The sequence below is a fragment of the Burkholderia sp. 22PA0099 genome (assembly GCF_047497165.1).
GTDB lineage: Bacteria > Pseudomonadota > Gammaproteobacteria > Burkholderiales > Burkholderiaceae > Burkholderia.
This window is the reverse complement of record NZ_CP163164.1, coordinates 2,158,505-2,184,156: the sequence shown is the minus strand read 5'-3', so window position 1 is coordinate 2,184,156 and position 25,652 is coordinate 2,158,505. Positions and strand designations below refer to the sequence as shown.

Genomic DNA, 25,652 nt, shown 5'->3' with positions numbered 1-25,652 from the left:
GAGACATCAATTCCATTCTATGGAATTGATGTCGATAACGGGCGTGGCCGCCGTGGCCGCTACGCGGATGCCCGCGTGGCCTCGAACGCGTTCCTCACGCGCTCCACCAGTTCGCACAGCAAGGGCGCCAGCGCGGTACGCATCGCCTCGCGCGTGAAATCCTCGGTCGCGTAGCTGATGTTGAAGACGCAAGGCGGCAGATGTGACAGACCGAGCGGCATCGCGATCGAGGTGATGCCCGTCTGCCACGACACGACGCAATAACCATTGGCGCGGAGATCGGCAAGCGAGCGCTCAATGTCGGCAAGTACGGTCGGCCAGTCCTGGGGATGTCGTCCGCGCGCCATTGCCAACCAGGACGTCCGCTTCTTCGCTTGAAGCGTCGACAGATAGGCACGCCCCAGCGAGGTCAGCTCGATCGGCACACGCGAGCCGCTGGTCACATGCCGAAACAGTTCACGCCGGTTCCGCCGCACCGATTCCAGATAGACCATCTCGCCCTGGTCCGCGACTGCAAGGCCCACATTGATACGGTGGTTCTCGGCGGTCTCACGCATCACGGGCAGCGCGAAATTCAGTACTACCGATTCAAGACGCAAGGCGTGCGCAAGACTCAGCACCGGCGCACCGAGTCGGTAGCCGCCACTCTCCTCGTCGTAGTCCAGAAAGCCGTTTTCGGCCAGCGTTTGCGTGAGCCGACTGACTGTCGAGCGCGCGAGGCCAGTACGTTCAGCCAGTTCCATATTTCCGAGCAGGCCGACTCCTGGACGAAATGCACGCAGGATCTGCAATGCGCGCTCGACTGAACGATTAGATGGGGACAGGCGGTCATCGAGAGGATGGACGGGCATCGCGGCTCCGATGTGATCAGAAAGGAATTGGACTTTCGCGGCATGCATCTACGTCACCGACTCCGTCAATTCTACACAGTGGAATTGACGGATAGCCGACGTGGATGCGTTTTCGCACAATTCAGCCACCCCACCTCCGCGCGCCGTTCGCGACGCCGGCTGCCTTCGTAAGGAGACCGATGAATCCGTTTCAATTCCATGCACCCTCGACGCTCGTCGTCGAAACGGGTGCCGCAGCACGTCTCACCGAGATCCTGCAAGCGCTTCGCTCGCTGCGCGGGCCATTGCGCCGCCTGTTCGTCGTGTCCGATGCCGGAGTCGAACGCGCAGGTCTGCTCGATGCACCGCTTGCTGCGCTGCGCGAGCATGGCATCACGGTCACGATATTTTCCGACGTGGAAGCGGACCCCTCCTCAACGACCGTCGAAACGGCCTCGCGTGCTGCGATCGAGGCCCAGGCGGACGCGGTGATGGGCTTTGGCGGTGGTAGTCCGATGGACGTCGCGAAGCTCGTTGCGCTGCTGGCAGGAAGCGGCGAGACGCTCGACGCCGTGTATGGCGTCGGTCTCGCAAAAGGGCCACGCCTGCCGCTCGTGCTGGTGCCCACCACCGCCGGAACAGGATCGGAAGCAACCGCGGTAGCCATCGTCACGACCGGCGAGGGGCAGAAGAAAGGCGTCGTGTCTCCGTTGTTGGTGCCCGACTGCGCCGTGCTCGATGCCGCGCTCACAATCGGCCTGCCACGCGCGGCCACCGCGGCGACCGGCATCGACGCGATGGTCCACGCGATTGAATCCTATACCAGCAAGCGATTGAAAAATCCGCTGTCGGATAGCCTTGCGCGAGACGCAATGCGGTTGCTGTCGCGACATATCGAGCCAGCCTGCCATGACGGAACGCATTTACCCGCACGTGAGGCCATGCTGCTCGGTGCATCGCTCGCCGGCTTGGCATTCGCCAACGCGCCGGTGGCGGCAGTGCATGCACTTGCTTACCCGGTAGGTGCGCGTTTCCATGTCCCCCATGGCTTATCGAACTCGCTGGTACTGCCGGCGGTGATGCGCTTCAATCTGCGCGAAGCAGTCGCGCCTTACGCCGAACTCGCCGCGATCGCCGTGCCCCAGGCTCGTGGTACGGATCGAGAACGGGCACAAGCGCTGATCGACTGGCTGAGCATGCTGCCAGGCGAACTCGGTCTGCCTACTCGACTGTCCGAGGTCGGCATCAAGGCTAGCGATTTGCCGACTCTCGCGTCCGATGCCATGCAGCAGACGCGGTTGCTTGTGAACAATCCGCGTGCCGTTGCATTCGATGACGCCCTTGCGCTTTATGCGGAGATGTTATGACAGTCCGCGAGCAACCGTTGCCGCGAGATGCGTTCCCGGTGCTGAAACCGATGGAGACGCGCTGGATGGACAACGACATGTATGGCCACGTCAACAATGTCGTCTATTACGCGTTTTTCGACACGGCCGTGAACGCCTGGCTGATTGAACAGGGCGTGCTTGGACCCGCCGCTACGCACAATGCAATCGGCTTGGTGGTCGAAACGAATTGCCAGTATTTCAGCGCAGTCAGTTTTCCGGATCGCGTGACCGTCGGCATACGAGTGGAACGCATTGGCACCAGCAGTGTTCGTTACCTGCTCGCCGTGTTTCGCAACAACGAGCTGCAGGCATCGGCTCAGGGGCGCTTCATCCACGTCTACGTCGATCGAGAAACTCGTCGCCCTGTAGATGCCCTGCCTGACGGACTCAACGAACGTCTACGTTCGATCTTCAGCAAATAAGTACCTGGACGCCCATAAGTACATCGATCAAGGGCGAATCCAAAAAATCCTTTCATTCGATCGATTGAGCTAATCGATTAACGGTAGATCCATGCATATCGATTGAGGATCGATATGCCGCTTCGTGCCATAGCAAGCCGCAACGACAACAGCATCACACGCCGAAATTAAAACAGACAATATCAGGAGACGATCTCATGAACATCACTACGACTTTACTGTCTGCAACCCTGCTCGCAGCGGCGTCGACGAGCGCATTCGCGCAGGGCAGCGTCACGCTCTATGGAATTCTTTCCGAAGGCGTCGCATGGGTCAACAACGATGGCGGCCATGCCAGCGCGAAGACAGTGACCGGCCCAAACCAGAACAACCGGGTAGGCTTTCGTATCAGCGAGGATCTTGGCAGTGGCAATCGTGTGGTGGCGACGCTGGAGAATGGCTTCGACATCACAAGCGGCAAGCTTCAGCAAGGCGGCCGGATGTTCGGCAGACAGGCCTACGTCGGTCTATCGAACGATCACTGGGGTACGCTCACACTGGGACGTCAATACGACATGTTCTGGGACTACTTCACGCAGATATCCTCGGCAGCCGCAACCAGCGGCCTGGCAGACCATCCGGGTGACTCGGATAATTTGATCGGTAGTTGGCGCTACAGCAATACGGTCAAATACGTCTCGCCCACGGTGAACGGCATGAATGCCGAAGCGATGTATTCATTCAGCAACGCAGCAGGCGCGTTTACCCAGAATCGGGCGTTCGGCGGTGGTATCGGCTACAGCCGTGGCCCTGTGATGCTTGCGGCCGCCTATGTCGAACTCGATCAGCCTGGCACGCTGAACGCAAACGGTGCCGTAAGCGACGACTTTCAAGGTGCGTCGTTCTTGATGTTCCGCTCCAGCCCGCTCAACAGTGCGATCGGCACGCTCAAGCAACGTAACGCGGGAGTTGGCGGCTATTACGATTTCAGTGCTCATCTGCGTCTTAACGCGATGATCGATACCATCCGGTACGCCTATCGCGACGGCACGAACTTCAGGCTGGATAACTACGACGTGTCGATCGATTACAAGCTGGCGCGGAGTCTCGTACTAGGTGCCGCCTACGTCTTTTCAGCGGGCAAGTATGGCGGCATTTCGGCAAACCCACATTGGCATACGGCTGCGGTCAGCCTTGATTATTTTTTGTCGAAACGAACCGACGTGTTCATCTTCGACGATTTTCAACGTGTATCGGGCCCGCACGCAGTGGCCGCGCTCTACCTCGATTCGCCATCCTCGACAGGTTCTCAGAACATGGTGGTGATCGGCATGCGCCACAAATTCTAGCGTGCGATCGCGCTTCCGGCTGACGTTATGGCGTTTGAACCGGGGCGCCTCGTTGCCGGCGATGCGTCTGCGCTGCGCCACGCACGAACGGCCATTGAAGTCCTGCCGCATCTTTGGCCGAAATGCGTGCAAGCAAGTGCCTCGTCGGGTGGCCAGTTCTCCAAGTCTGCAAGCAGCCGATGTCGGTCAATCATGCGTACACCGAATGTCGGGAACCCTACCAATCTGACCAATAATCGGGAGGCCCAATTGTCCGCCATGCGGACCAATGTCCGCATAGTTGACGTTTTTGACACCGGAGCCTACCATTTCCTCCTCAACGTCCGTTGACGCGAGTCGAGGCGTTCGCTCTTTCCAGCCAGAAACAGGGTTTCTGTCTTGTGAAACGATTTTTATTAGTTGTCTTGAATTTTGTGGGTACCGTTCGGAGAAAGCTATGAGTAAAGATCTTGGTGTTTGGTTCGTGACCGGCTCGGGGCGCGGCCTTGGTCTGGAAATCGCGAAAGAGGTCCTGCAACGGGGAGGCTGCGTCGTAGCCGCGGCGCGTAATCCCGACATGGTGGTTGAAGCCTTCCGGCAACACCCGGACTATGCCGGCCGACTTCTTCCGCTCCAGATCGATCTCTCGTCGGAATCGAGCGTAACGCTGGCGATTCAAACCGCAATCGCACGATTCGGCCGAATCGACACGCTCGTCAACAACGCCGGCTACGGCTTGCTGGGCGCCATCGAAGAAGCGTCCGACGAGGAAGTCGAGGCCATTTTCCACGTGAATGTCTTTGGCACACTGAGGCTTACCCGCGCCGCGCTGCCCGAGCTCCGCGGGCATGGCGGACACGTCATCAATGTCTCGTCGCTGGGTGGATTTGCTGCCAGCGCAGGCTGGGGCATCTATAACGCGACGAAATTCGCTGTCGAGGGTCTGTCCGAAGCGTTGGCGCTTGAAGGAGCCGCCATGGGCGTCAAAGTCATGATCGTCGAGCCGGGATCATTTCGCACAGGTTTTCTTTCCAATGGTTCCATGCAGTCCACCCGGCGTGTGCTTGCGGAGTACGAAACCAGCGCGGGAAAAACACGATCGGTTGCGCAACAACGTGCCGGCAATCAAGCGGGAGACCCTGCAGCGGCAGCACGATTGATCGTTGACGCTACCTGCTCGGCCGCCCCCCCGCTGCGACTAGTTATCGGCGAAGATGCCATCCACCGCATCGAAGGCAAGCTTCGCCAGGTGCAAGCCGATATCGATGCGTGGAGACAGCAATCCGTCCAGACCGCATTTGAATGAAATCGGCGCGGCCTTCACAGCGCAAGCGCACCAGAAACCGGTGTGAACCCTGGCTCGGGGTTGATGGTTGCACTTGAGGATGTGCACATTCCTCTGACCGAAAAAATCTCTCGACGGCGCTGTCCTGACGATTTCCACGCCGGCTCGTCGAAAAGTCGAGCCGGCGTGTTTCGAGGATGCGCCGCCTCTTGCCAGCGTCGCCAAGCAGGATTGATTCGACACGCTTCAAAGGCCCTTTCATGGCCGGAAATGAGACGGAATCGCTCAGAACAGGTTTCGACCATAAAGGAGCGCCGAGGCAACGTGGTATCGCCAAAATAATGAGAGACGCCAGCCCACATCATCGGCAAAATAAAACACGTTGCGATCACATTGATGTGCTCAGATCGATGCCGCACCTGTTCCCACCACATGCTATCTGTATAGCCTCGATGGATTTTCGGTCAGTATTTTATTTTTTTCGATCCGATTGAAGCCCCACACATCCAAGGCGCGAAGCAAGGACCTTTCGTCTACCGCAGCGGAAACATTCGGGTGAGGCCAGTCAGTTCCCCAAAGAATCATTTCCGGATTCTTATCGAAAAACGATCGAGCCACGCCCCTCATATTTCGATAGCCATCATCCATTTCCGAAAAATGATAGGGAGCGGAAAATTTAATCCAGGCAACACCAGACTCCAGCAAATCGAATACAACTCTCAATGACGGATGATTTTCCGACAAACCCGGATCGACCCTGGAAAAATGGTCAAACACAATGGGCACGCCGGTACGAACCAGACGTTTTGCAATACCTGGCAACGCCTCAATATCGGCATAAACTTGAATATGCCAATCGAATTCCCTCAAAACGGGTGCCAACTCGATAAGCTGTTCCAATTCACCACCCTGCTTTAATCGTGGCGCATATCTCAAACCACGCACCCCGCGATCATGCCACTCTGCCGGGTCGAACTCCTTGCCGTCCTGCGGGAGGACAGCCACGCCGCGCGCGCGTCCTTCCATGGCGTTCAGCGCATCGAACAAAACCGAGTGATCAGTCGCCAAACGACTGGGTTGAACCAAGACAAGTCGATTGATTTCCAACGGCTTCGCGACTGTTGACAGGTAATCCCGCAAGGCATGCCCGGAAACGCCCCCCTCATTGGCAACAGATGCAGGAAAAGCATGCAAATGACAGTCCCAGATTTCGTCGTCACCGCTCACCACGTACGCCCTCCTCAGTGGAAATCGCCACACTTTTCTTCTCACTTCCGAATTCGGGATTTTTCAGATTTTTAATTGTTTCCCTCGCGGCATCACGAAGATATGCCTGATCGGATCCGACCACCGCGACTGTCGCGCCAAGGTCCAAAAGTGCTCTTGCGTCTTTCGCCGATGCAGCAAAAATCAATGCTGATTTATTTAAATTCGCGCAAACTCGGCAAATGTCCTTTACGACTTCCATGACACGCTGACTTGATGCTGACGCCTCTCCCAAGGACACTGCCAGGTCGGCACGCCCGATCAGAACGCCATCGACGTCGTCACAAGCAAGTATGCCTTGAAGGTCGTGCAACGCCTCCTCATCTTCGATCTGGACAATAAGGCTGGTCGCCAGATTTGACTGATCGATCGCCTCCGTCATGGTCCGACTTCCGTACCCCGCGCTGCGCGTGGCAGCAGAGAAACCCCGGCCACCAGGGCGATACTTGCACGAAACCGCGATCTGCCGAGCCATCTCGCCAGAAACAACATGCGGCACGACCACCCCCGCAGCTCCGCTATCAAGTGGCGACAACAGGGTAGCCGCAGAAGCATCATTGACACGAACCAGCGCAGGAATACCTGCGGCCTTCGCGGCAAGGCAAAGTTGATCTACTTCCCGGCGCCCCAGCGGGGCGTGCTCCGCATCAATGATGACAAAATCGAATCCCAGTGCAGCAACAATTTCTACATTTTCCGACGTCGGGGATTTTACAAATGTCCCATACAAACGATCTCCGGAACGGATTCGATTTCTAAAATTGATTAGCTTATTTTCATATTCCATAGAATTCCCCACCGAACAAAAAATTCCACCTCACCCAGAAATTCAACTCGGAATGCACTCAAGCGGCCTGCTGGAGACCCCAACATGCCATCATCCATGACGAGGAAGACCAGGCTTTAAGATTTCAGATCCAAATAATCGGATGAATTCAGAATCTGATTTTTTGCAATGAAATCGCGCCGAGGCGGCGAAAAAATATCAATCAAGACATGCTTCACATCACCAATTCCTTCCGTGGTGTGAACAATTCCAGGCGGGATGACGGCAATCGATCCGGCGCTGCATTGTTCATGCATATCGTCGCGCCACGCGTTGGCATCCTTGACCCATGGAGTTCGAAGATGATGGATAAAATCACCTTCCAAAGCGAGCGAACCCTGCTCGATATCGTCGTGCAAATGCGGAGACAATTGGGTTCTGTCTCTCGGCCCTTGGTATTCAACCCAATTTATGCTGATCACCGCCGATTGAAATAGTTTTGCCCTTGGCATTCCCGGAGAGTTCGGATAGTCATCCAAAGGATATACAGATGGAGACAGACCGCCATTCTTGCGAAAAAATCCGGCCACATTACTTTTCAAAGCCGGCCCATCAGCGTCTGTATCAAGCCCGAGATGCTGCAATTTCTCTGGAATTGAGGCATGGAGTCGAATGACGCGCCCGGCTCTCGGAATATCGATCTCGTACCGCCCCCGAGGCAAGACAACGATGGACCTGGAGGTAGCGGAAATAACGCCACCATCCCATCGGACGTCGACCCCAGTATCAGGAAGAAGCATCATGACTTCTTCATCGCAATCTTCGTACACCGAACATGCATCGAATGCGTGAGTCATCGCCACCAGGAATGAGCGTGCTCGAACATAGCTTGTCGTGCTCACGGCATCGTTTTCATTCGATCGCGCTGTATCGAACAATACGACGTTCGGCGCTGGCTGATTACTTTTCATTACTTGAACCTCACTTGTAACGTGACTGACTTCTCTCCAAGTCCTTTCCACTCGGTGTCCATCACCGTGCCTTTCTTAGGGCGCACCCGTGACATCGCACCCAGGCCCAATTTATCGCCTGCATGAAGCATTACTCCGCGTGAATTTTGATCGTGAATGATCCAAAGCACTGCTTTTAGAGGATCGCCCATAATCGAACTTCCCGGCTCGGTTTCTATGATCTTTCCATCGCCATCCCGAGTGGTGACGATCATGCCTCTAAGCGATTTTTTCAACTCTTCGGTGGAATTGAACTGAATGGCCGGTCCATTAAGCACCGCGCGAGTGCCTACGTTGTATACAGTCAAAATAGGGCCGGTCAGTTTCTGATCCGGCCTGACAAGACTGTCGCCCAATTCGATCGAAGGAACCACATACGCAATGTGCTCGGCAACGTCATCAACGGTTTTGGCCAAATTGATTCCGTCATCTTTCACCGTGACCATCAATTTCGCCTCGACAATCGGACGCGAAGCGTAATTCAATGGAATAACGACGTCGCTATCGGAATCCAGCATCCGGAACATGCCGGCGAGATAAGTCGCGCTCAAGGGATCCCGCACGCCGAGATCGCGCTGTGCGGGTGGCGTAACCGCTGCGACCTTGTAGCCAACCGGCGGTCCGAGCAACGGCTGCAATTGCTTGAGGAATTCGGTTCGAGCACACTCCGCCTGTGCCATCGTCAATGTCGTGTCGATCAATGGCAGCGAGGTACGTGCCATCCAATGCTGTGCGGTGCTTCGCCCCAGGCTTTGGCAGTTCTCCAGTTCTGAAGCCATGATGTTGCAATTCCACAATGACGTCATCATCAGGGTCGCCACGAGCGTTACCGATTTCTTCTGGAATTTAATTTTCATGTTGCACTCCTTTTTTACGTATCCCACACGCAGGAAAATCTGATGACAAATAGTCGTCAAGCGCCGCATAGACCTGATGGCGTGATTTTTCGAAAATCATGTAATGCGTGCCATCGCCGACAATCAGCTCTCGTCGGCCGCAGCTCTGAGAGAAATGCGTGACCATTCCGATATCGGAGAAATTATCGGCATCGCCATGAATGACGAATGTAGGTGCGATGACCTTCGACGCATCGTAAATAGGGCGGCCACTGAAGATCTCGAACAGATCGACGATTGGCCCGAGCGGACGACGTATCGCTGTCGCTGACGGCCGCCCGGCGTCCGACTCCAGAAATACCTTTGAAACTGCCTCGGCTACTTCGGGCTGGCGTAACGCATCGGCCGACAGGCCAGTCGTGCTCAGCATCCCGTTCCATTGATCAGCGATAGCCTGCACCGGCACGATATTGTAGGAAGGCAGGTTCGGATTCACTTTGTCGGGATTCGTTGGATCCGCAAAGAGTTTAGTGATGGACGGCACATGCAACGAGTACATGCTGTCAACCAGAATCAAGCGTCTGAGAGCGGTGGGTTGAGTCGATGCCCACATGGCCGCCACAACACCACCCCACGACCAGCCGATAACATCGACTTGGGTGCCGGGACAAACGGATTGAACGTAGTCGACAGCCCTGGTGACATCGCTCAGGACGTCGGCGGCCCGGATGAGCGGCTTGCCTGCAATCGGTGCGCCATTCATTTCCGGCGGACGTTGTGACTTTCCGAAACCAGGCAAATCGACAGCAAAGCTCGTGCGCCCGGTCTGCGCCAGATGCTCCATCAAGGAGGCACCTTGGACATCAAATGCCATCGCCGTCGGCACGCCATATCCATGCAACAGCAGAACCGGCGGCTTGCCGCACAAATTGGATGCGTGACGTTCGTGGACGTGCAATCGATAATCGCCGGGTTGTCCAGGCTCAATCCAACGTTCGACGGCGGCGGGCACCTTGGGAGCGGCGTCGGCGCCACCCGCGACAATAGTCGTCATCACCATAGCAGCTACACTCAAGAATGCCTTCATGTACTTACCTTGCCTTGATCTGCCGAATAACCATCTGCTGCCCACGGTCCACCCTGGAACTGAGCGCTGACGGACTCATCGCCTTGTGGATGAAGAACGGACTCCAGAGCCACGAGTTCATCGGCAAAGTCATCGGCTCGTGAAAGCGGCTCATAGCCAAGATGGTTCGCCCCGCTGTTGTCCCACCACGCCTGGCTGTTATTGGAGATCCCGTAGACGACGCGATACTGAACACGCTCTGCGGTAATGGATGCCCAGATCAATCTATTGAGATCCTCGTAGCTAATCCAGGTGCTGAGCTGACGCTGGTTCAAAGGACGCTCAAGCGCAGAACCAATCCTCAAGCAGACGCTCTCGATGGCGTGCTTATCCCAATGCAGCCTGGCTACCGCCTCGCCGAACACCTTGCTTGCACCGTAAAGCGTATCGGGACGAGCAAGCGAATCGGCATCAAGACGTTCCCCAACTCGGTAGAATCCAACTACATGGTTAGTACTACCGAAAATAACCCGCTTTACCCCTGCCTCTCGTGCTGCCTGATACACGTTCCATGTCGCGACGAGATTGGCAGCAGCAATGTCCTCGATTGGCGCCTCGCGAGGGATGCCGGCGAGATGAACCACGACTGACGCTCCAGCAAAAAGCTTTCGAGTGGCGTCGAGATCGGTCAAATCACAAACGACAACCTCCTCATCTCCTTCTGGAGAGTCCATCGCAACAATGTCGGCGCTGCGAAGCAAGCATTTCCCCTTCAAATACTGCCTGACACGTTTTCCGATCTTCCCGGACGCCCCCGTCAGTACAACTAAATGCTTTTCCACAATTAGACCTCCTTGGCATCGCTCGCGCTCAGAATCCCGGGACGGCGCTCCCAAAATACGACCTTCCGCTGAATTTCCTGAATCACCTTGGTTGATACCAGGCCGATCACTGCGAGAATCACCAGCGCCGCGAACATCCCCGGTGTGTCGAGATTCGATCGGGTCGCCTCAATGACAATTCCCATGCCGGAATCTGATCCGATGAATTCGGCCACCAATGCACCGATCAGTGCCAACACCACGGACACCTGAAGACCGGCAAAGATCGAACTAGCCGCGGATGGCAATTTGACGTGAATGAAGATCTGCGAGCGCGATGCCGCCATCGCGTGAAGCAAAGTCACTCGATCGGGGTCGGCCGCCGCGATCCCTGTCATTGCATTGACAAGCAAAGGAAAGAAACACAACAACGCCACCGTCACCGTCTTCGACAACATACCGAATCCGAACCACATTACAAAAAGTGGCGCGAGCGCAATCTTCGGCAGCGATTGCAACGCAACGATGAGCGGATAGAACAAACGCTCTAGCACCCTGTATTCGGCAAGGATTGCCCCGAGTGCAATGCCGGCTACACATCCGACCACATAACCAAGCGCTGTCGCGCTCAGCGTAGAGGCAAGGTCACGCCCATACAAACCGTCTCGAATGCCATCGACGAGCGCAACGAAGATTTGGCTCGGCGCAGGCAGGATGAGCGTAGGCGTGTTGGTTGCACGAACAGCACACTCCCAAATGATCAGCAATGCAATGAAGGCTTGGAATGGCTGCGTAGCACGGTTAATTTTCTGAAAGTTCATCATCACCTCGTCAATCGATAGCACCGGACACTTGAAACAAGCTCCGGAGATGGGCTGCATACTCACCGAACTCTTTCGTTGCCATGATGGAAAGCGACCGTGGACGCGGCAGCTTGTTCTCGATGACCTCGACAACTTTCCCCGGCCGCGACGACAACACGACAATCCGATCCGACAATAGAACCGCCTCCGGAATGCTGTGAGTAATGAACAAGATGGAAGTGCCGCTTTCCGCCCAGATACGGGCAATTTCTTCATTCATCCGTTCACGCGTCATTGCATCGAGAGCGCCAAACGGTTCATCCATCAACAGCACATTCGGATCGTTGAGCAGCCCCCGCGCAATGCCGGCACGTTGCCTCATGCCTCCCGACAACTCAAACGGAAAGCGCTTCGCGAAGTCTTGCAGTCCGACCATCTGCAGCAAGTTGTCGGCGCGCGCCTCTATCTCGCGCCCTTTCAACTTCGCAACCGTCGCTGGAAGCATGACGTTTTGTCGTATTGTTTTCCAAGGAAGCAGCGTAGGGTCTTGAAAAACAATACCGACATCAGGACGAGGTCCAACCACCTCTTTACCACCGACCTTCACGGTTCCGCGTGAAGGAGGCATAAGCCCGCCAAGGACACGCAGCAACGTGCTCTTCCCACAGCCGGATGGCCCCAAAACCGCGACAAATTCACCTCGTTTTACTTCGAGGGAAATATTGTCCAATGCACGAACACGTCCCTGACCACCGTTTGAGGCATATTCCACAGTAACGCCATCCAGCGACACTACCGTGGCGGGGCCTCGATCCTGAACAGCTGAAACCTCGCGCATCACTGCATTCATTTTGCACTCCTATTTTTTGCGAGTGCGACAACACGCGCATGATCAAAATTGTTTGCGTCGTTGATCAAGTCGTTCGTGTAAAGACTATTGACATCAACGGGCGCACTGATCTCTCCCCCGTCACGAAGCAGCTTGACATAGGCATTCCAGCCCGACGGCAGATATCGACCATACTGTCCGTTCTGTTCAGGTCGAAGTGTCATATCTGCCAACACCGCCTTTAATACAGCCATCGACGTCGCCATTGCCTTAGCGGGATCACCCGATGGGCGAAGCGTGGGAACGGCCTTCCATGACAAGCGAACACACTCCTCGGGATTCGTCTGGCAGAAAAGCGTCCCCATGGCCATCGCACGAGCAACCGCTACCATGATTGCCCTACGTTTTGGATCGCGTAGATTGTCTTCATGCGTCAAAAAACCGGGCCCATGCAACTGATCAACGAGTTGACTCGTCGGTAGCAACCTGAGATTTTCGCCCATCGCCTCGAACGCGGCATGCTGGACTTCGGCTTGCGCAGAGACATCCGTTTGCCCGCTTCGCAATGCCTGCAAAGCTCCCGCCCCCACACCAACGACGCGAATCTGCATATCCGTCGCTGGATTCACTCCCGCGCTTCTTGCCAGGGCGCGAAGTTGTGGCAAGTACGCAGCTTGGCTGGAAAACACGCCGACTTTCTTTCCGCGAAGATCTGCAAAAGATTTGATAGGGCTATTCTCAGGTACTGCGTACTGCCAAATATTCCTGGGAAAACCTAGATAGAAGAACCGCAGCGGAAGCGGTTGCCGCCCTTGCTGCTTTCCCACGATGAGCAGTTCGTTTGCAGATGGATACGTGATGTCGATGCTCTTGTTGAGAGTCTGCTGGATGGCATTTGCTCCACCATTCAGCACGACCCACCGAAGATCGATGCCCTGTTCCTTAAAGAAGCCAAGTTCACTCGCCGCCAGCCATGGCGCAGTCACCAGCGACATCGCGCTTGATGCGTACCCTAGCTTGACCTGGACTAGATCCGCGTGGGCATTCGAACTGAAAAGCGCTATTCCGGCGATGCTCGAACATGCGTAGCGCCACCATTTTTTGACCACCATGTAAATCTCCTTAGCTTATTGCTCGTCTCCCTAGTTGCGAATGTTAGACGCCGACATAGAAAACGTCAACTATGCGGACATACGTCCGCATTACGGACAAACCCGAAGGGAATTTGTAGGCTAAAACCTCTGTCGCAGCCCGATTCGAACGAGCGCTGCATCGGCGGAACTGGACGGGCTCAAGCCATTGATCGCCGCCACTGCGGAACGCCCCGTCGAATCGCGCCCTGCGGCGTGCTGGTACACGCAAGCGATGTAGACATCGGTGCGTTTGGAAAACAGAAAATGAATGTCAGCCGCAACCTGCCGATAGCGTGCGCCGACTGCCCCGCTTGATGAGCCGCCATCGGTGAACAGATAGGCAGCACCCAACAACCAAGATGGCGAGGGGCGGTACTGCAAGTTCACTTCATACGTATCAAACGTTGCGCTTCCCGTGAGATGCGCGGGATTTGGCCCAGATGTCAGATCGCCTAGCCCGAGAAAGCGAGTATGTGAGTAAAGTGCACTGAGCGTAACGTCTCCAAGTGCATAGGCAGCACCCGCGGCCAGCCCTTTGTAGGCGCTTGCCGACATAAGACCACTAATCACGGGGGACGTGACGTTGGCTGATGACGATGCCTGTGGAGTAGCCGATGCGCTTCCCAACAAACCTATGTTCGGGTTCTTTGCATCCAGGTAACCGACACCCGCCGACGTTGCGCCATTCGAATAGCTCAGCGCCAGTGACCAGATCTGCGCGCCCGTGAAGTTTCCAGGTTGCCCACCCACCGAGTACTGTGCACTCGCAGTGATGTCCTGCAAGGGGTTGCTCGTGAACTTGATCGAGTTGTTGCTTCTATACGTGTAGTTCGTATTGTCCAGATCAGCCGGATGAGCGGCCGCGATCGAGGCTCCCTGATTCGCTGCAGCAAATTTTAGAACCGCATCAAGATGCGAGTCGTATTGGCGCCCAAATGTCAGTACTCCGAATCGATTTGACAAACCGACGAACGCTTGCCTGCCAAACAGCAGGCCGCCTTGCCCCGCCCTGCCGCTCGTGATATCGAAACCGTTCTCCAACTGGAAGATCGCCTTCATTCCGCCGCCCAGGTCTTCCGATCCCAAAAAACCCAACCGGCTTCCTTGCATCATGCCGCTGTTCTGAGCGTAGGCAGCATGACCTTGAACGTTACTCTGAATATTGATACCCACATCGGCAACGCCATACAACACCACGGAACTCTGAGCGTATGCCACCGATGAGCACGCGCCGAAAGTGGCACCTGCCAGAAGTAACTTTTTCATTTGTCTCCTTTATTTAGTTCGTTCTACTAATATTTTTTCCCAACGCTATTAGGATTTTTTCCTATCGATCTAGCTCTGCCGGGCAAACCAATGGTAAGGTGCAAACGGTCGATGGTCAACATGCGGACAATTGTCCACAATGCGGACAATCAATGTATTGACAATTCTCCCCCTGGATCCTCAAAATGTCCGCAATGCGGACATTTTTGGAAATAAGTTATGACGAAAGTAGAATCAGTGCCGGATGATGGCCCTACTCAACGCAACCGCCCTGCTTACTTCGTTCAGAGTTTGGAGCGCGGATTCGAGATCCTGCGAGCTTTTGGAAAGGAGCACGCGTCGATGACCGTCAGCGAGGTAGCAAGAGAGACCGGCCTCACTCGAGGAACGGCTCAGCGCTTCCTGCTGACAATGATTGACCTCGGGTATGCCGAAACGGATGGAAAGCGCTTCAGCCTCCGCCCGCGCGTACTAGATTTGGGCTACTCGTACCTGGCGTCGCATGACGCGTGGGACATTGTCGAACCGTACGTTGAACAAGTTGTCGCCGAGTTAAACGAGTCCTGCACCGTAGGCGTTCTCGATTGGCCAGACGTTGTCTATGTGTGCCGCGTGCAGGCTCGCCGCGTGGTGAATGCAACACTCAACGTCGGCTCGAGAATTCCCGCCAACGCTTCGTCTCTCGGTCACGTCCTGTTGGCGAGCCTCGACCAGGAAACACTCGACACGTACCTCGACAGCACGCCATTGAAAGCAAGAACGCGCAACACGATTACGGACCGCGCAAGGCTTTTACAGGTTCTCGATCAAGTACGCACCAATGGTTGGGCTCTTGGAGACCAAGAATATGAAGAGGGGGTGAGGTCGGTGTCGGTACCGTTGTTTGATCGACATCGCAAAGTGATTGCGGCGATCAAGATCGTGGCGCCCGCCAACCGTGCGAGTAAAGAAGACATGGTCGAGCGGTTTCTTCCGGTGCTCCAGAACGCCGCCGATCAAGCAAATTTGGCACTGAAGTCGCGCAAGTGAAGTAAATGCGAGAACGGCCGGTGTCGACTGGTGCCGTGACCAACGCGAGCGCGCCCGCGCTTGGGGAGTTCTCGGTTTGCGACTGGGCACCGACTCGAAGAAGCTTGAGCTGATGGCGCTGCCAGCCGATGCGGCAAAGACTCGCGGCGAGACATCTACGGCGTTCATTGACGAGGTGGCGCTCCGCCAGCAGTTGTCGAGACAACCGAGGCCACCGAGGCCACATCCCTTTGGAGGGCTGATGCGACCGTGACTTCCGGAATCAAACCGGACGTTATAAGTCTCCGATCAGTAAAGAAGCTCTGCTGCGAATAAAGCGCGGACTGGCCTATCCGACCAATCCGCCACTTTGCGCTTCAAAGATACCGGTCACGCATCTCTATGCCTCATCGACCACCACATTTCGCAACGTTCCAATCCGCGAAATCTCTACTTCAACTACATCGCCGGCTTTCATCCATAGAGGCGGTTCACGGAACGCGCCCACCCCTCCTGTCGTGCCCGTGATAATGACGTCACCTGGCTGCAGCGTGCAGAAGGTCGAGCAGTATTCGATCAGTTTAGGTATCGGGAAAATCAAGTCGTCGGTAGTAGCCTGTTGCATAACCTCGCCATTCAGACGCGTGATCAGAGAAAGCTGAGCGGGATCGCCGACTTCATCGCGCGTGACGAGCCACGGACCGAATCCGCCCGTTTGCGGAAAGTTCTTTCCAGGCGTGAACTGAGATGTATGGCGCTGCCAGTCGCGCACGCTGCCGTCGTTATAGCAGGCGTAACCGGCGACCACATCGAACGCGTCCTCCGCCTTCACGTGACGCGCGCGCTTGCCGATGACGACAGCAAGCTCGCCCTCGAAGTCGAGTCGTTCCGATACCAACGGACGAATGATCGGTGCTTCGTGCGCCGTCTGCGAATCAGCAAAGCGCACAAAAAGCATCGGCTTGTCCGGCACCTCGCGCCCGGTTTCCTTGACGTGCGACAGGTAGTTGATGCCGACACACAGGATTTTCTGAGGATCGGGAATCACAGGCAGCAGTTCGATGTCGTTGAACGCAAGCTTGGCGCTCTGGCCCGCTGCATAGTCGGCAAGCGCGCCGACCGAATCGCGCTCCAGCGCCTCTTTCAGAGTGGCACCCAGGGCCGAAGCACGCGGTGCGGCGTCGACGATGCCACCGTCAACGACTACACCGTACGACGCGCGCCCCAAATGTCGGAAGCTGACGAGTTTCATAAGAACAATCTCCTTCTCCAGCGCTTGATCCACCAGCCGCAACGCTGGCGATGGCAATCTACCTGGTGGGATGAGGTTAAAGGTCAGGCGCTGCCGAGCGCCCCTTGATTGACGACGGAATCGGGATTGGCGACATCCAGCCGAGGCACCGATCGCGCCGATTGCTGCGACTCGTGCGCGTCGCCCGCACCGATGAAGCGCCGGACACGCTCGGCATCCGGGCGCAGGCGGATCTCGTCGGGCGAGGCTGCCATCTTCACCACGCCGTCTTCCATGAACACGATGCGATCGGAAATCGACATTGCGAAATCCATTTCGTGCGTGACGATCAGCATCGTCATCCCCTCGTCGGCCAGCGTGGAAATCACTTTCAACACTTCGCCGACGAGCTCCGGATCGAGTGCGGAGGTCGGCTCGTCGAACAGCATGACAGCCGGCTCCATCGCTAGCGCCCGGGCGATGGCCACACGCTGCTGCTGGCCCCCCGACAACTGGTGCGGGTATTTGTCCGAGTGTGCAAGCAGTCCAACCTTGTCCAGCAGGCGAAGCGCCTGCGCACGCGCCTCGGCCTGATTGCGGCGGCCGTGATAGCACGGGGCGAGCATCACGTTCTCGGCGATGGTTCGATGCGGAAACAGATTGAAGTTCTGGAACACCATCCCGACGTTGAGCAGCCCGGCCCGCCGGACCACAGCGTTGCCGCGCTTGCCCGCCGCGAGGAACGGCTCGCCGAACAGTGCAACTTCGCCTTCGTCGAGCCCTTCGAGCGCGTTGATCGTGCGAATCAGCGAGGTCTTGCCCGAGCCGGACGGACCAATGATCGAGACGACTTCGCCCTGCCGCACCTGCAAGTCGATGCCTTTGAGTACGTGATGATTGCCATAACGCTTGTGCAGCCCTTTCAGGACGAGCGCCGCCGTCGCATCGTTACGCGGGACGACCGGCGCCGCCGGCAACGGCGCGAGTCCGTCGCGCAACAGGTTGGTCTGCGCCACGTCCAGCGCGACGGGCTTGCGCATGGACAGGTCGACGCGCTTTTCCACGTAGTGGATGATCCAGCCGAACACCGTCACGATGCCGACGTAGTAGACGGTGATTGCGAACAGCGTCTCCATCACCAGCAGGTTTTGCGCATATAGCTGCTGTCCGACCAACAGCAATTCGCTCAGCGAGATCACCGAGATCAGCGACGTCAGCTTCACGCACGCGATGTACTGGTTCGCGAGCGTCGGCAGCGCGATACGCAGCGCCTGCGGAATCACCACGAGCCGCTGGATGCCGACCGGCCCAAGGCCGAGCGCCACGGCTGCCTCGGACTGCCCTCGCGCAACGGCGCCCAGGCCGCTGCGATGAATTTCGGCCATGTACGCCGTTTCGGTCACCACGAGCGCCACCGCTCCAGAGAAAAACGGATGCGAGAACCACGCCCCCGTCGCCGGAAACATCTGCGGCAGGTTGTAGATCACGATAGTTGCAACCAGCAGCGGCACGCTCCGGAAGAACCAGATGTAAAGGCGCGCCGGCGTTGACAACCAGGCATGACGCGACAGCCTCGCGCAGGCGAGAGGAAAACCCAGCACCACGGCAAGAAACCACGACAGCGCGCTGAGTTCGATCACCGTCAGTGCCGCGCGCCAAAGCTCCGGCATCGCAAACAGCGACAGCATGTAGGGCAGGTCAAATTTCATAAGCTTCTCTCATCACGCGAAAACCACACATGCAAACCGACCACTGCATTCAACCGCCGCTCGGCGGAGCCATGAACAGATGGTTCGCCTTGAGCCACTTGTCCAGCTCACCGCTTTTCTTCATCCCTTCGATGCCTTTGCTGATCGCCGCGATCAATGAGGCGTTGTCCTTGCGTATGTAGATGCCGATTACCTGCGGGTAGATCAGATCGGTCGATGAAACGACGATGCGCCCGTTCGACTTGGCAGCCAGCGTATAAGCCGTGTTCGCGACCTGCATGCCTGCCTGCACATTGCCGGACAGCATCGCCTGGATCGCTTCCGCCGTCGTCGGATATTCGCTGATCTGCATGGCGCCCTTGCCCGAGCTCGTACAGTAGCCAGCCGACAACGCGCGCAGTTTCGGCAGATAAATCGTGCCCGAGACAATGCCGACATGCAGGCCGCACAGATCCTCGGGCTGCTTCGGCTTGAGGCCGCTAGCCGCCGATACGAGGATGGCGCTCGAGGTCTGCGCATAAGGAACTGCGGCCGCCTGGGCGGTGCGCTCCGGCGTGATGTACATGCCGGAGATGATCGCGTCGTAACGGCGCGCGGTGAGCCCGAGAATCAGCGTCGCGAACTTCGCATCCTCGAAGGACACCGTCGTACCGAGCTGCTTCGCGAGAAGCGTGCCGAAGTCCGGGTCCGAACCCACAATCGTGCCGTTCTGTATGGATTCAAACGGCGGATAAGTGGCCGCCATCGCCACTTTCAAATGACCGGGCGCGATTGTGCCAATGTCGGATGTCTGAGCTTGCACCGGGACGGCCGACGCGAGCGAGACGCCCGAACACAGCAGGCCCGCGACAAAGCGGCGACGCCAGGCGTTAAGGAATGACATGGTTATTCTCCAAATGCGGTGATGTGAGCCATTGATCGAGCGTATCGCATATCTTTTTTTTAAAGCAGGCGGGACGGACCCGGATGAACATTTCCGCGTCCGTCCTCTGCGGCCGACGGGTTAGAACCGATGAATCATTCCTACGCGTGCCACCACTTGGTTCTCGCTGGAGGATCGGCCTGCGCCAGGCGTGGTCTGCGCGAAATCGAACGCCGTACCGGTCTTCGCGCTGATGAGATGTTGCAGGGTGCCCTGTACATAAACCGACGTGCGCTTCGACAGGTCGTAGTCGAGCATCAGCGCAATCTGATGCCACTTCGGCGAGAAGTTGCCCACCGTCGAATCCAAATGACCACGGGTGAACGTATACGCCGCGCCGATCCACCAATCCGGCCGAACGTAGTACTTGCCGTTCAGTTCGAAGTTGTCGAACTTCCAGGAATTCCAGCTACCGCCGGGCGGCTGTGTGACGTTCGCGGCAAAGCCGGTCAACGCCGTGGGATCGTAGGCCTCGGTCCGCGAATACGCGACGCCTACCTGCCCCTTGGCGAATTTGTATGCCACGCCTGCATCGATGTTCTGCTGGTGCGACGCAACGAACAACGAGTCCGTGCCGATCGCGCCGTTGCTGTTCGACGAGCCCGCATGGTTCGCGCGCAGATAGGCGACGGCCGCAAGGATCGGGCCGTTCGCATACGACGCGGCAAGGCTGTACGCGCGGTTGTCGGCGAATGCCCCGGCTTCGTTCGAAAACCCGTACAGCCCTTCGAACGTGAAGCCCGAAATAGTCGGGCTCGTGTACTTGACCGAGTTCTGAATACGGTAGTTGTAGTCGGAATTGTCGTTGTCGTACGGATGATTGGCGATGTCGCCGGCCCAGTTTCCGGTTGCCGTCAGCGGGCTCCACAAATCGATGGTCGGATCGTACTGGCGCCCCATCGTGACCGAGCCATAATCACGCGATGCAATGCCGACCGACGCTACTCGGCCGAACAGCCGACCACCCTGGTTGATTCCGCCGGTGTTCACATTGAAGCCATTCTCCAGCCGAAATACGGCCGAGAGCCCGCCGCCGAGATCCTCGACACCGCGCAGCCCCCAGCGGCTGCCGTACGTGCTGCCGCTCACTGCCTGCCAGGCCTTGTGACCACCGGCATTACTGGTGAAATTGATCCCTTCGTCGATAAGACCGTAAAGCGTGACGCTGCTTTGAGCCTGAACATGAATCGACCAGCAAGCCGAACATAGCGTGGCTATCGCAATCTGATAAGGGCGCATCTGCTTTCCTGAGAGTGGGTTTCCGAAGACAGCTATCGTTATCGAATGAAGCTAAAGACCAAACCTGTGTTGCCTTTTAATTTTCCTGCAGGTACTGCGAGCTGCAGCTCTTTACTCGACCATTGCGCTCGCTTCGCGGCGCTGATCAGCAGATGCTTCCAGAACACCGCCTTGGTGCAAACGAACAGCCTTCAGTGATCCGAAATAAAATGGGTGAAGCGAATCGCGCGTCACGGCGATACCCTGCGACTCGAGCCTGGCAATGACGTTCGCCGGAAAGCCGGGTTCGCAAAGAATGTTGCCATCGCGAGACAGGCTCCAGCGAGGTGCATCGATCGCGTCGGACAACGTCATGCCGCGATCGAGCACGTTGCTTAAAAACTGCACGCCGGTCGTCGTCTGACTGACACCACCCGGAGAAACCGCGCACCATGCGGGTCGACCTTCACGCATCACGATGTACGGATTGAGCGTATGAACCGGCCGCTTACCGGGGGCCAGCACGTTGTGCTTTGACGGGTCGAGACTGAACTCGTGAAGACGGTTGTTCATGAGAATGCCGGTCGACGGATCAACGCAACCGCTGCCGAACGGCTGAAATACACTTTGCAGCATCGTGAGCGCGTTGCCTTCAGCATCGGCAAGTACGATGCCCGCGGTATCGCCCGGTTCGTGCCCCCCCGCCGCCGGCGCCCGCTTCTCGTCGGCACGGTCAGCATCCAGTGGCCACTGCTCGGTCGGGTTGGCGACCCGGTCATGCAAGCGCCCGAGCCTCTCGCGTGCAATGAGGATCTGCGCCAGCGTCGCATCGTCGGACGTCGCGTATCGTGACGTGTACGAGTGCGAAAGCTGCGCGAGCATCAGCACCCCGACTGAATTCGGCGGCATCACGTTCACTTCATGCTCGCCGAAAACCTGCCGAACGGGTTCGCTCCAATCAGCATCGAAACCGCAAAAATCTTCGTATGCGAGGAGTCCGCCATGGGCCCGGGAGAAATCGGCCAGTGCATGCGCGATCGGTCCGCGATAGAAGGCACTCGCACCCTGCTCCGCGATCTGTCGCAACGTTCCGGCCAGCGCGGACTGCCGATAACGTTCGCCCGCCGCGCGATCTCGCCCGTCAATCTGAAATGCTTGTGCGAAACCCGGTTGCTCACGGACCTCGGGCTTGGCGAGCACGAGATTGCGTGCAATCTCGCTTGAGAAGCCGATGCCATCGTCAGCCTCGGCAATCGCATCGGCAAACAGCGTGTGCCATGCCAGGCGACCAAAGCGCTCGTGCGCTCTGGCCCATAGCGCAACGAGTCCCGGTACGACCCAACTGCGCGGCCCCCGTGCGTCGATCGCCGTCTGCGCCGCGAAACGCGACGGGATCGCAGCAGCCGGTGCGGTCCCCGACCCGTTCAGCGCGAAAGTCTGCTTCGACGTTGTATCGTGAAAAAGCATCATTGCGCAGCCGCCGAGCGACGTCGCATGAGGCAGCGCGACGGTCAGCACCGCCGACGCGGCGATCATTGCGTCGACGAGCGAGCCTCCGCGCGCGAGCGTCGCCATTGCGGTGCGGCTCGCGAGGTGATGGCCGGTCGCCGCCGCGCGGCGCGTGCCGAAGCTGCGCGCGCGCGAGCGCTGTTGCGACGTGACGTTCGAGGTAGCGCTCACGACGCCACCTCACCGGCGATTTCGACGGTCGGGGTCATGTCGTCCTCAGTCGATCTCGACGACCATTTCCAGTTCGATCGGCATATCGAACGGCAGCGCGGCAAAGCCCACCGCACAGCGCGCATGCACGCCGGCCTGGCCGAACACGGACGTCAGCACGTCGGACGCGCCGTCGATCACTTCCGGCTGTCGATGGAAATTCGGCGCCGATGCGACCATGCCGAACAGGCGCACGACGCGCTTCACACGCGACAGCTCGCCGATCTCGGCCTTCAGCGACGCAAGCGCGCTGACCACCGCATTGCGTGCGCCCACGTAACCGTCCTCGACCGATACCTCGGCGCCAAGCTTGCCTTTGTGCGTCTGCGTCGCTCCGATGAAGGTGCCGTGACCGGCGACGAACACGAGCTTTCCGGTCGTCACCGCGCCGCAATAGTTGCCGACAGGCTTGCGGGTTTCCGGCAGCGTGTGGCCCAGTTCAGCGAGGCGAGCTTCCGGCGTCGTGCCCTTGAGCGTTTCGAATACAGCGATCGTCATTTGAACTCCGTGATTGAAGGGATGAAGTTGAAACTCGTGGAAAATCAGCGGCTGTTGCCGCGCTGGATACGCAGTTGCGTCTGCGCACCGGCAGTCAGCAATGCATGGATTCCAAAGCGGTCCCGCAACGCATCGAAGTCGGACGCGGCCAGCGCCGCGCGCTCGTCGTCAGTGAGTGAGAAGTCGTCGCAGTAGGCAGCGGGATCGTTAAGGAAGCGGGACGCGGCGGCGCCGTCGACACGCAAGGTCTGCACTGCACGCACCAGTCCGACGCGCTCCTGCGGCAACGCGGGATAAATGAACGGGACCCGCTCAGGCACCGAGCTCAGGTCCCAGCCGAGCACCGCGTAGGTGTGATGCCACGACGGCTCGAATTCGGCGATGAACGGCTCGCGCTGACCCGTTGCCGGGATCGCGCCGGCGGCGACGAGCGTCATCCGCAGCTCGACGTTGCCGGTCGCATCAAGCGCATCTTCGTCGTAGGCGAGCAAATGCGCGAGATGGCCGGCTTTCATATGCTCGAACATCACTCGGTCGGTCTCGACGTCGGGTTTCGGGTAATGCACGGTGCCGGGATAATGCGAAAGCCCGCCGCTCGCGATCAGCACCGCTCGCCGCCCCATTCGTTTGACTGCGCGCGCAAGCGCCTGACCGAATGCATGGCAGCGCAGCGGCGACGGCTGCGGTGGCACATAGGCGTTGACGAAAATCGCCGTCATCGGCGTATCGCGTCCGAACCCCATGAACTCGTAGGGAATCGTGAACGAAGTGGGAATCTTCGCGTCGAGCGTGAACGCAAGATCAAAGCCTTCCTCGTCCATCGCGCGCACCAGCGGATACGCGAGCGGAGCATCAAGCGTCCAGTCGCCACGATGCTTGTGCATGCCATCGGCGCTCGCGGCGGCGTGCACGCAGAACGGAGCGATCGAATGCGTGACGAAGTGATCGCCGTGATCGTTCGACAGCACGATCACGCAATCCGGTTCGAGCGCGCGCAGCCGCTCACCGAGGGCGGCCATCGCAACGCGCACACGCTCGACCTGCGCGTGATCCTCGGTCTCCGGCATCGACAGAAATTGCGGCGCGTGCGGCACCACGGCGACGCCGACGATGCCCGCGCGGCCGCTCGAATCGCCGCGATGTTGCTGCTGGGTCATGACGCTTCCTTATTCATCGTTTCCAGAACGGCCCCGCCTTCACCACGCGCCCGAAGCTTGATTTAGGTCAAGTAGCGAGGCCCCAAAAAGTAGCCTTAAATCAAATTTGGTATACTTTATTGAAGCCCAGAATACCAAAGACAAAAACCTCGTCAAGCGGAAATTCTGCCGAGATCTGGTTTTTGTGAGGTATTTACGGGTAAACCCATTCTCTTTTCGTGTTCTGTAAGGAAGTCGACGGACAACGAAGATTGTCGTCAGATATACTTCTACTTCCTTGCAGATACTATGAGAGTGCGGTCCTCAAAGACCGACATACCAGGAGAGATATGGCAGCGCTGCAATCCCACGCCGGCGATGCGGGCGTCGCAAACCCGCTCGACACGCCACCGGAAGGTGTGTACGACGCGCTCTTCCGCGAAATCGTCACTGGCAAGCTGGCCGGCGGCGAGCGGCTGATGATCGACGAACTCGCCGAACGCTTCGGCGTCAGCAAGATTCCCGTACGCGAGGCGCTCAAGGCGCTCGAAGCGAAGGGGTGGGTCGAATCCGCACCGCGCCGCGGCACCTATGTGCGGGCGCTATCGCTCAGCGAGTTGCACGAGCTGTTCGAACTGCGGATGATCGTCGAGCCAGAAACCACTGCGCTGGCCGCGCACCGGCGCCGCACCGTCCATCTGCAGCAGCTCGCGGCGCTGATCGAGGAAAGCGAGACCGCGATCAAGGTCAACGACTTCGTCACCAGTTCGCGCGTGAATCTGGAATTCCATTCGCTGATTGCGCAGGCGGCCGGCAACCGGCTAGCCTACGACGTGATTCGTGATATCGAGCTCCGCTTGGCACGCTACTTCTTCGAATCGGAGTGGAACGAGCGTTCCGAGACCGCGCATGAACACCTCGCAATTTACGAGGCGATCCGCGACCAGCGCGCCGACGACGCCGCTACGATTACGCGCAACCACCTGCGCCACACCGAGGCAATGGCGGCACGCTCGATCAAGGACGGCAAGTCCAATCTGAAAATCGAAACGCTCGCGCGCCCCGTGCGATAAATAAAGCGCGGCGGCCCGACGCGCCGCCGCCGCAGCCATCTGCGGCCGCCCCCCTGCTTGTCGCCACGATCGAAACCTCAAAGATCGCACCCGCGGCGACGCTTCAGCTG

At 57.9% G+C, this 25,652-nt stretch carries 24 protein-coding genes; 6 read left to right on the top strand and 18 right to left on the bottom strand.

What is annotated here, in order from left to right:
• Window positions 1-59: 59 nt before the first annotated feature.
• Window positions 60-899 (bottom strand): IclR family transcriptional regulator, encoded by an 840-nt coding sequence (locus AB4851_RS09710; protein ID WP_414447007.1) that lies wholly within the window; start codon window positions 897-899, stop codon window positions 60-62.
• Between the two features lie 131 nt (window positions 900-1,030).
• On the opposite strand from AB4851_RS09710, the gene AB4851_RS09705 reads away from it, so the two are divergent.
• The 4 genes from AB4851_RS09705 to AB4851_RS09690 all read left to right on the top strand — a co-directional run bounded on the left by AB4851_RS09705 (window position 1,031) and on the right by AB4851_RS09690 (window position 5,253).
• Window positions 1,031-2,197 (top strand): iron-containing alcohol dehydrogenase, encoded by a 1,167-nt coding sequence (locus AB4851_RS09705; protein ID WP_414447006.1) that lies wholly within the window; start codon window positions 1,031-1,033, stop codon window positions 2,195-2,197.
• On the top strand, window positions 2,194-2,640 hold the full coding sequence (locus AB4851_RS09700) for an acyl-CoA thioesterase (RefSeq protein ID WP_414447005.1): 447 nt from the start codon (window positions 2,194-2,196) through the stop codon (window positions 2,638-2,640). Before AB4851_RS09705 ends, AB4851_RS09700 begins: the two co-directional genes overlap by 4 nt.
• 197 nt (window positions 2,641-2,837) lie before the next feature.
• The gene (locus AB4851_RS09695) at window positions 2,838-3,968 is read left to right on the top strand and encodes a porin (protein WP_414447004.1); all 1,131 of its coding nucleotides are present in this window, start codon (window positions 2,838-2,840) and stop codon (window positions 3,966-3,968) included.
• Window positions 3,969-4,404: 436 nt separating this feature from the next.
• A complete protein-coding gene (locus tag AB4851_RS09690; RefSeq protein WP_414447003.1) occupies window positions 4,405-5,253 on the top strand; it encodes an SDR family NAD(P)-dependent oxidoreductase in 849 nt (282 codons plus the stop codon).
• A gap of 414 nt (window positions 5,254-5,667) precedes the next feature.
• Here the strand turns inward: AB4851_RS09690 and AB4851_RS09685 are convergent, their stop codons facing one another.
• The 10 genes from AB4851_RS09685 to AB4851_RS09640 all read right to left on the bottom strand — a co-directional run bounded on the left by AB4851_RS09685 (window position 5,668) and on the right by AB4851_RS09640 (window position 15,028).
• On the bottom strand, window positions 5,668-6,459 hold the full coding sequence (locus AB4851_RS09685; RefSeq protein WP_414447002.1) for an amidohydrolase family protein: 792 nt from the start codon (window positions 6,457-6,459) through the stop codon (window positions 5,668-5,670).
• Complete coding sequence (locus AB4851_RS09680; RefSeq protein WP_414447001.1) at window positions 6,449-7,285, bottom strand: HpcH/HpaI aldolase family protein; 837 nt, start codon at window positions 7,283-7,285, stop codon at window positions 6,449-6,451. The genes AB4851_RS09685 and AB4851_RS09680 overlap by 11 nt, the downstream gene beginning before the upstream one ends.
• A gap of 116 nt (window positions 7,286-7,401) precedes the next feature.
• Window positions 7,402-8,235, bottom strand: coding sequence for a hypothetical protein (locus tag AB4851_RS09675; RefSeq protein WP_414447000.1), 834 nt, complete (start codon window positions 8,233-8,235; stop codon window positions 7,402-7,404).
• The gene (locus AB4851_RS09670; protein ID WP_414446999.1) at window positions 8,235-9,131 is read right to left on the bottom strand and encodes a hypothetical protein; all 897 of its coding nucleotides are present in this window, start codon (window positions 9,129-9,131) and stop codon (window positions 8,235-8,237) included. The genes AB4851_RS09675 and AB4851_RS09670 overlap by 1 nt, the downstream gene beginning before the upstream one ends.
• Window positions 9,121-10,197: an alpha/beta fold hydrolase gene (locus AB4851_RS09665; protein ID WP_414446998.1), complete on the bottom strand. Its 1,077-nt coding sequence runs from the start codon at window positions 10,195-10,197 to the stop codon at window positions 9,121-9,123. The genes AB4851_RS09670 and AB4851_RS09665 overlap by 11 nt, the downstream gene beginning before the upstream one ends.
• Complete coding sequence (locus AB4851_RS09660) at window positions 10,194-11,018, bottom strand: NAD-dependent epimerase/dehydratase family protein (protein WP_414446997.1); 825 nt, start codon at window positions 11,016-11,018, stop codon at window positions 10,194-10,196. Before AB4851_RS09660 ends, AB4851_RS09665 begins: the two co-directional genes overlap by 4 nt.
• Before the next feature lie 2 nt (window positions 11,019-11,020).
• Window positions 11,021-11,878, bottom strand: a complete 858-nt coding sequence (locus AB4851_RS09655) for an ABC transporter permease (RefSeq protein ID WP_414446996.1) — start codon at window positions 11,876-11,878, stop codon at window positions 11,021-11,023.
• Complete coding sequence (locus AB4851_RS09650; protein ID WP_414446995.1) at window positions 11,829-12,650, bottom strand: ABC transporter ATP-binding protein; 822 nt, start codon at window positions 12,648-12,650, stop codon at window positions 11,829-11,831. Before AB4851_RS09650 ends, AB4851_RS09655 begins: the two co-directional genes overlap by 50 nt.
• Window positions 12,647-13,741, bottom strand: coding sequence for an ABC transporter substrate-binding protein (locus AB4851_RS09645; protein WP_414446994.1), 1,095 nt, complete (start codon window positions 13,739-13,741; stop codon window positions 12,647-12,649). Before AB4851_RS09645 ends, AB4851_RS09650 begins: the two co-directional genes overlap by 4 nt.
• 120 nt (window positions 13,742-13,861) lie before the next feature.
• Window positions 13,862-15,028, bottom strand: a complete 1,167-nt coding sequence (locus tag AB4851_RS09640; RefSeq protein ID WP_414446993.1) for a porin — start codon at window positions 15,026-15,028, stop codon at window positions 13,862-13,864.
• Between the two features lie 219 nt (window positions 15,029-15,247).
• On the opposite strand from AB4851_RS09640, the gene AB4851_RS09635 reads away from it, so the two are divergent.
• Window positions 15,248-16,057, top strand: coding sequence for an IclR family transcriptional regulator C-terminal domain-containing protein (locus AB4851_RS09635; protein ID WP_414446992.1), 810 nt, complete (start codon window positions 15,248-15,250; stop codon window positions 16,055-16,057).
• 379 nt (window positions 16,058-16,436) lie between these two features.
• Here the strand turns inward: AB4851_RS09635 and AB4851_RS09630 are convergent, their stop codons facing one another.
• From AB4851_RS09630 to AB4851_RS09600, 7 genes are all read right to left on the bottom strand, one after another.
• On the bottom strand, window positions 16,437-17,288 hold the full coding sequence (locus AB4851_RS09630; RefSeq protein WP_414446991.1) for a fumarylacetoacetate hydrolase family protein: 852 nt from the start codon (window positions 17,286-17,288) through the stop codon (window positions 16,437-16,439).
• Between the two features lie 83 nt (window positions 17,289-17,371).
• Window positions 17,372-18,976 carry an amino acid ABC transporter permease/ATP-binding protein gene (locus tag AB4851_RS09625; protein ID WP_414446990.1) on the bottom strand — a complete coding sequence of 535 codons (1,605 nt, stop codon included), beginning with the start codon at window positions 18,974-18,976 and terminating at the stop codon, window positions 17,372-17,374.
• A gap of 49 nt (window positions 18,977-19,025) precedes the next feature.
• Window positions 19,026-19,859: a transporter substrate-binding domain-containing protein gene (locus tag AB4851_RS09620; RefSeq protein WP_414446989.1), complete on the bottom strand. Its 834-nt coding sequence runs from the start codon at window positions 19,857-19,859 to the stop codon at window positions 19,026-19,028.
• A 120-nt stretch (window positions 19,860-19,979) separates the two neighbouring features.
• Window positions 19,980-21,137 carry a porin gene (locus AB4851_RS09615; RefSeq protein ID WP_414446988.1) on the bottom strand — a complete coding sequence of 386 codons (1,158 nt, stop codon included), beginning with the start codon at window positions 21,135-21,137 and terminating at the stop codon, window positions 19,980-19,982.
• A gap of 111 nt (window positions 21,138-21,248) precedes the next feature.
• The gene (locus AB4851_RS09610) at window positions 21,249-22,796 is read right to left on the bottom strand and encodes a gamma-glutamyltransferase family protein (RefSeq protein WP_414446987.1); all 1,548 of its coding nucleotides are present in this window, start codon (window positions 22,794-22,796) and stop codon (window positions 21,249-21,251) included.
• Window positions 22,797-22,841: 45 nt separating this feature from the next.
• On the bottom strand, window positions 22,842-23,333 hold the full coding sequence (locus AB4851_RS09605; RefSeq protein ID WP_414446986.1) for a RidA family protein: 492 nt from the start codon (window positions 23,331-23,333) through the stop codon (window positions 22,842-22,844).
• A 44-nt stretch (window positions 23,334-23,377) separates the two neighbouring features.
• Entirely contained in the window at window positions 23,378-24,430 is a 1,053-nt protein-coding gene (locus AB4851_RS09600) for a hypothetical protein (RefSeq protein WP_414446985.1), read from the bottom strand.
• A 389-nt stretch (window positions 24,431-24,819) separates the two neighbouring features.
• Between AB4851_RS09600 and AB4851_RS09595 the strand changes: the two genes are divergently transcribed.
• Window positions 24,820-25,542, top strand: a complete 723-nt coding sequence (locus AB4851_RS09595; protein WP_414446984.1) for a GntR family transcriptional regulator — start codon at window positions 24,820-24,822, stop codon at window positions 25,540-25,542.
• Window positions 25,543-25,652: the final 110 nt, after the last annotated feature.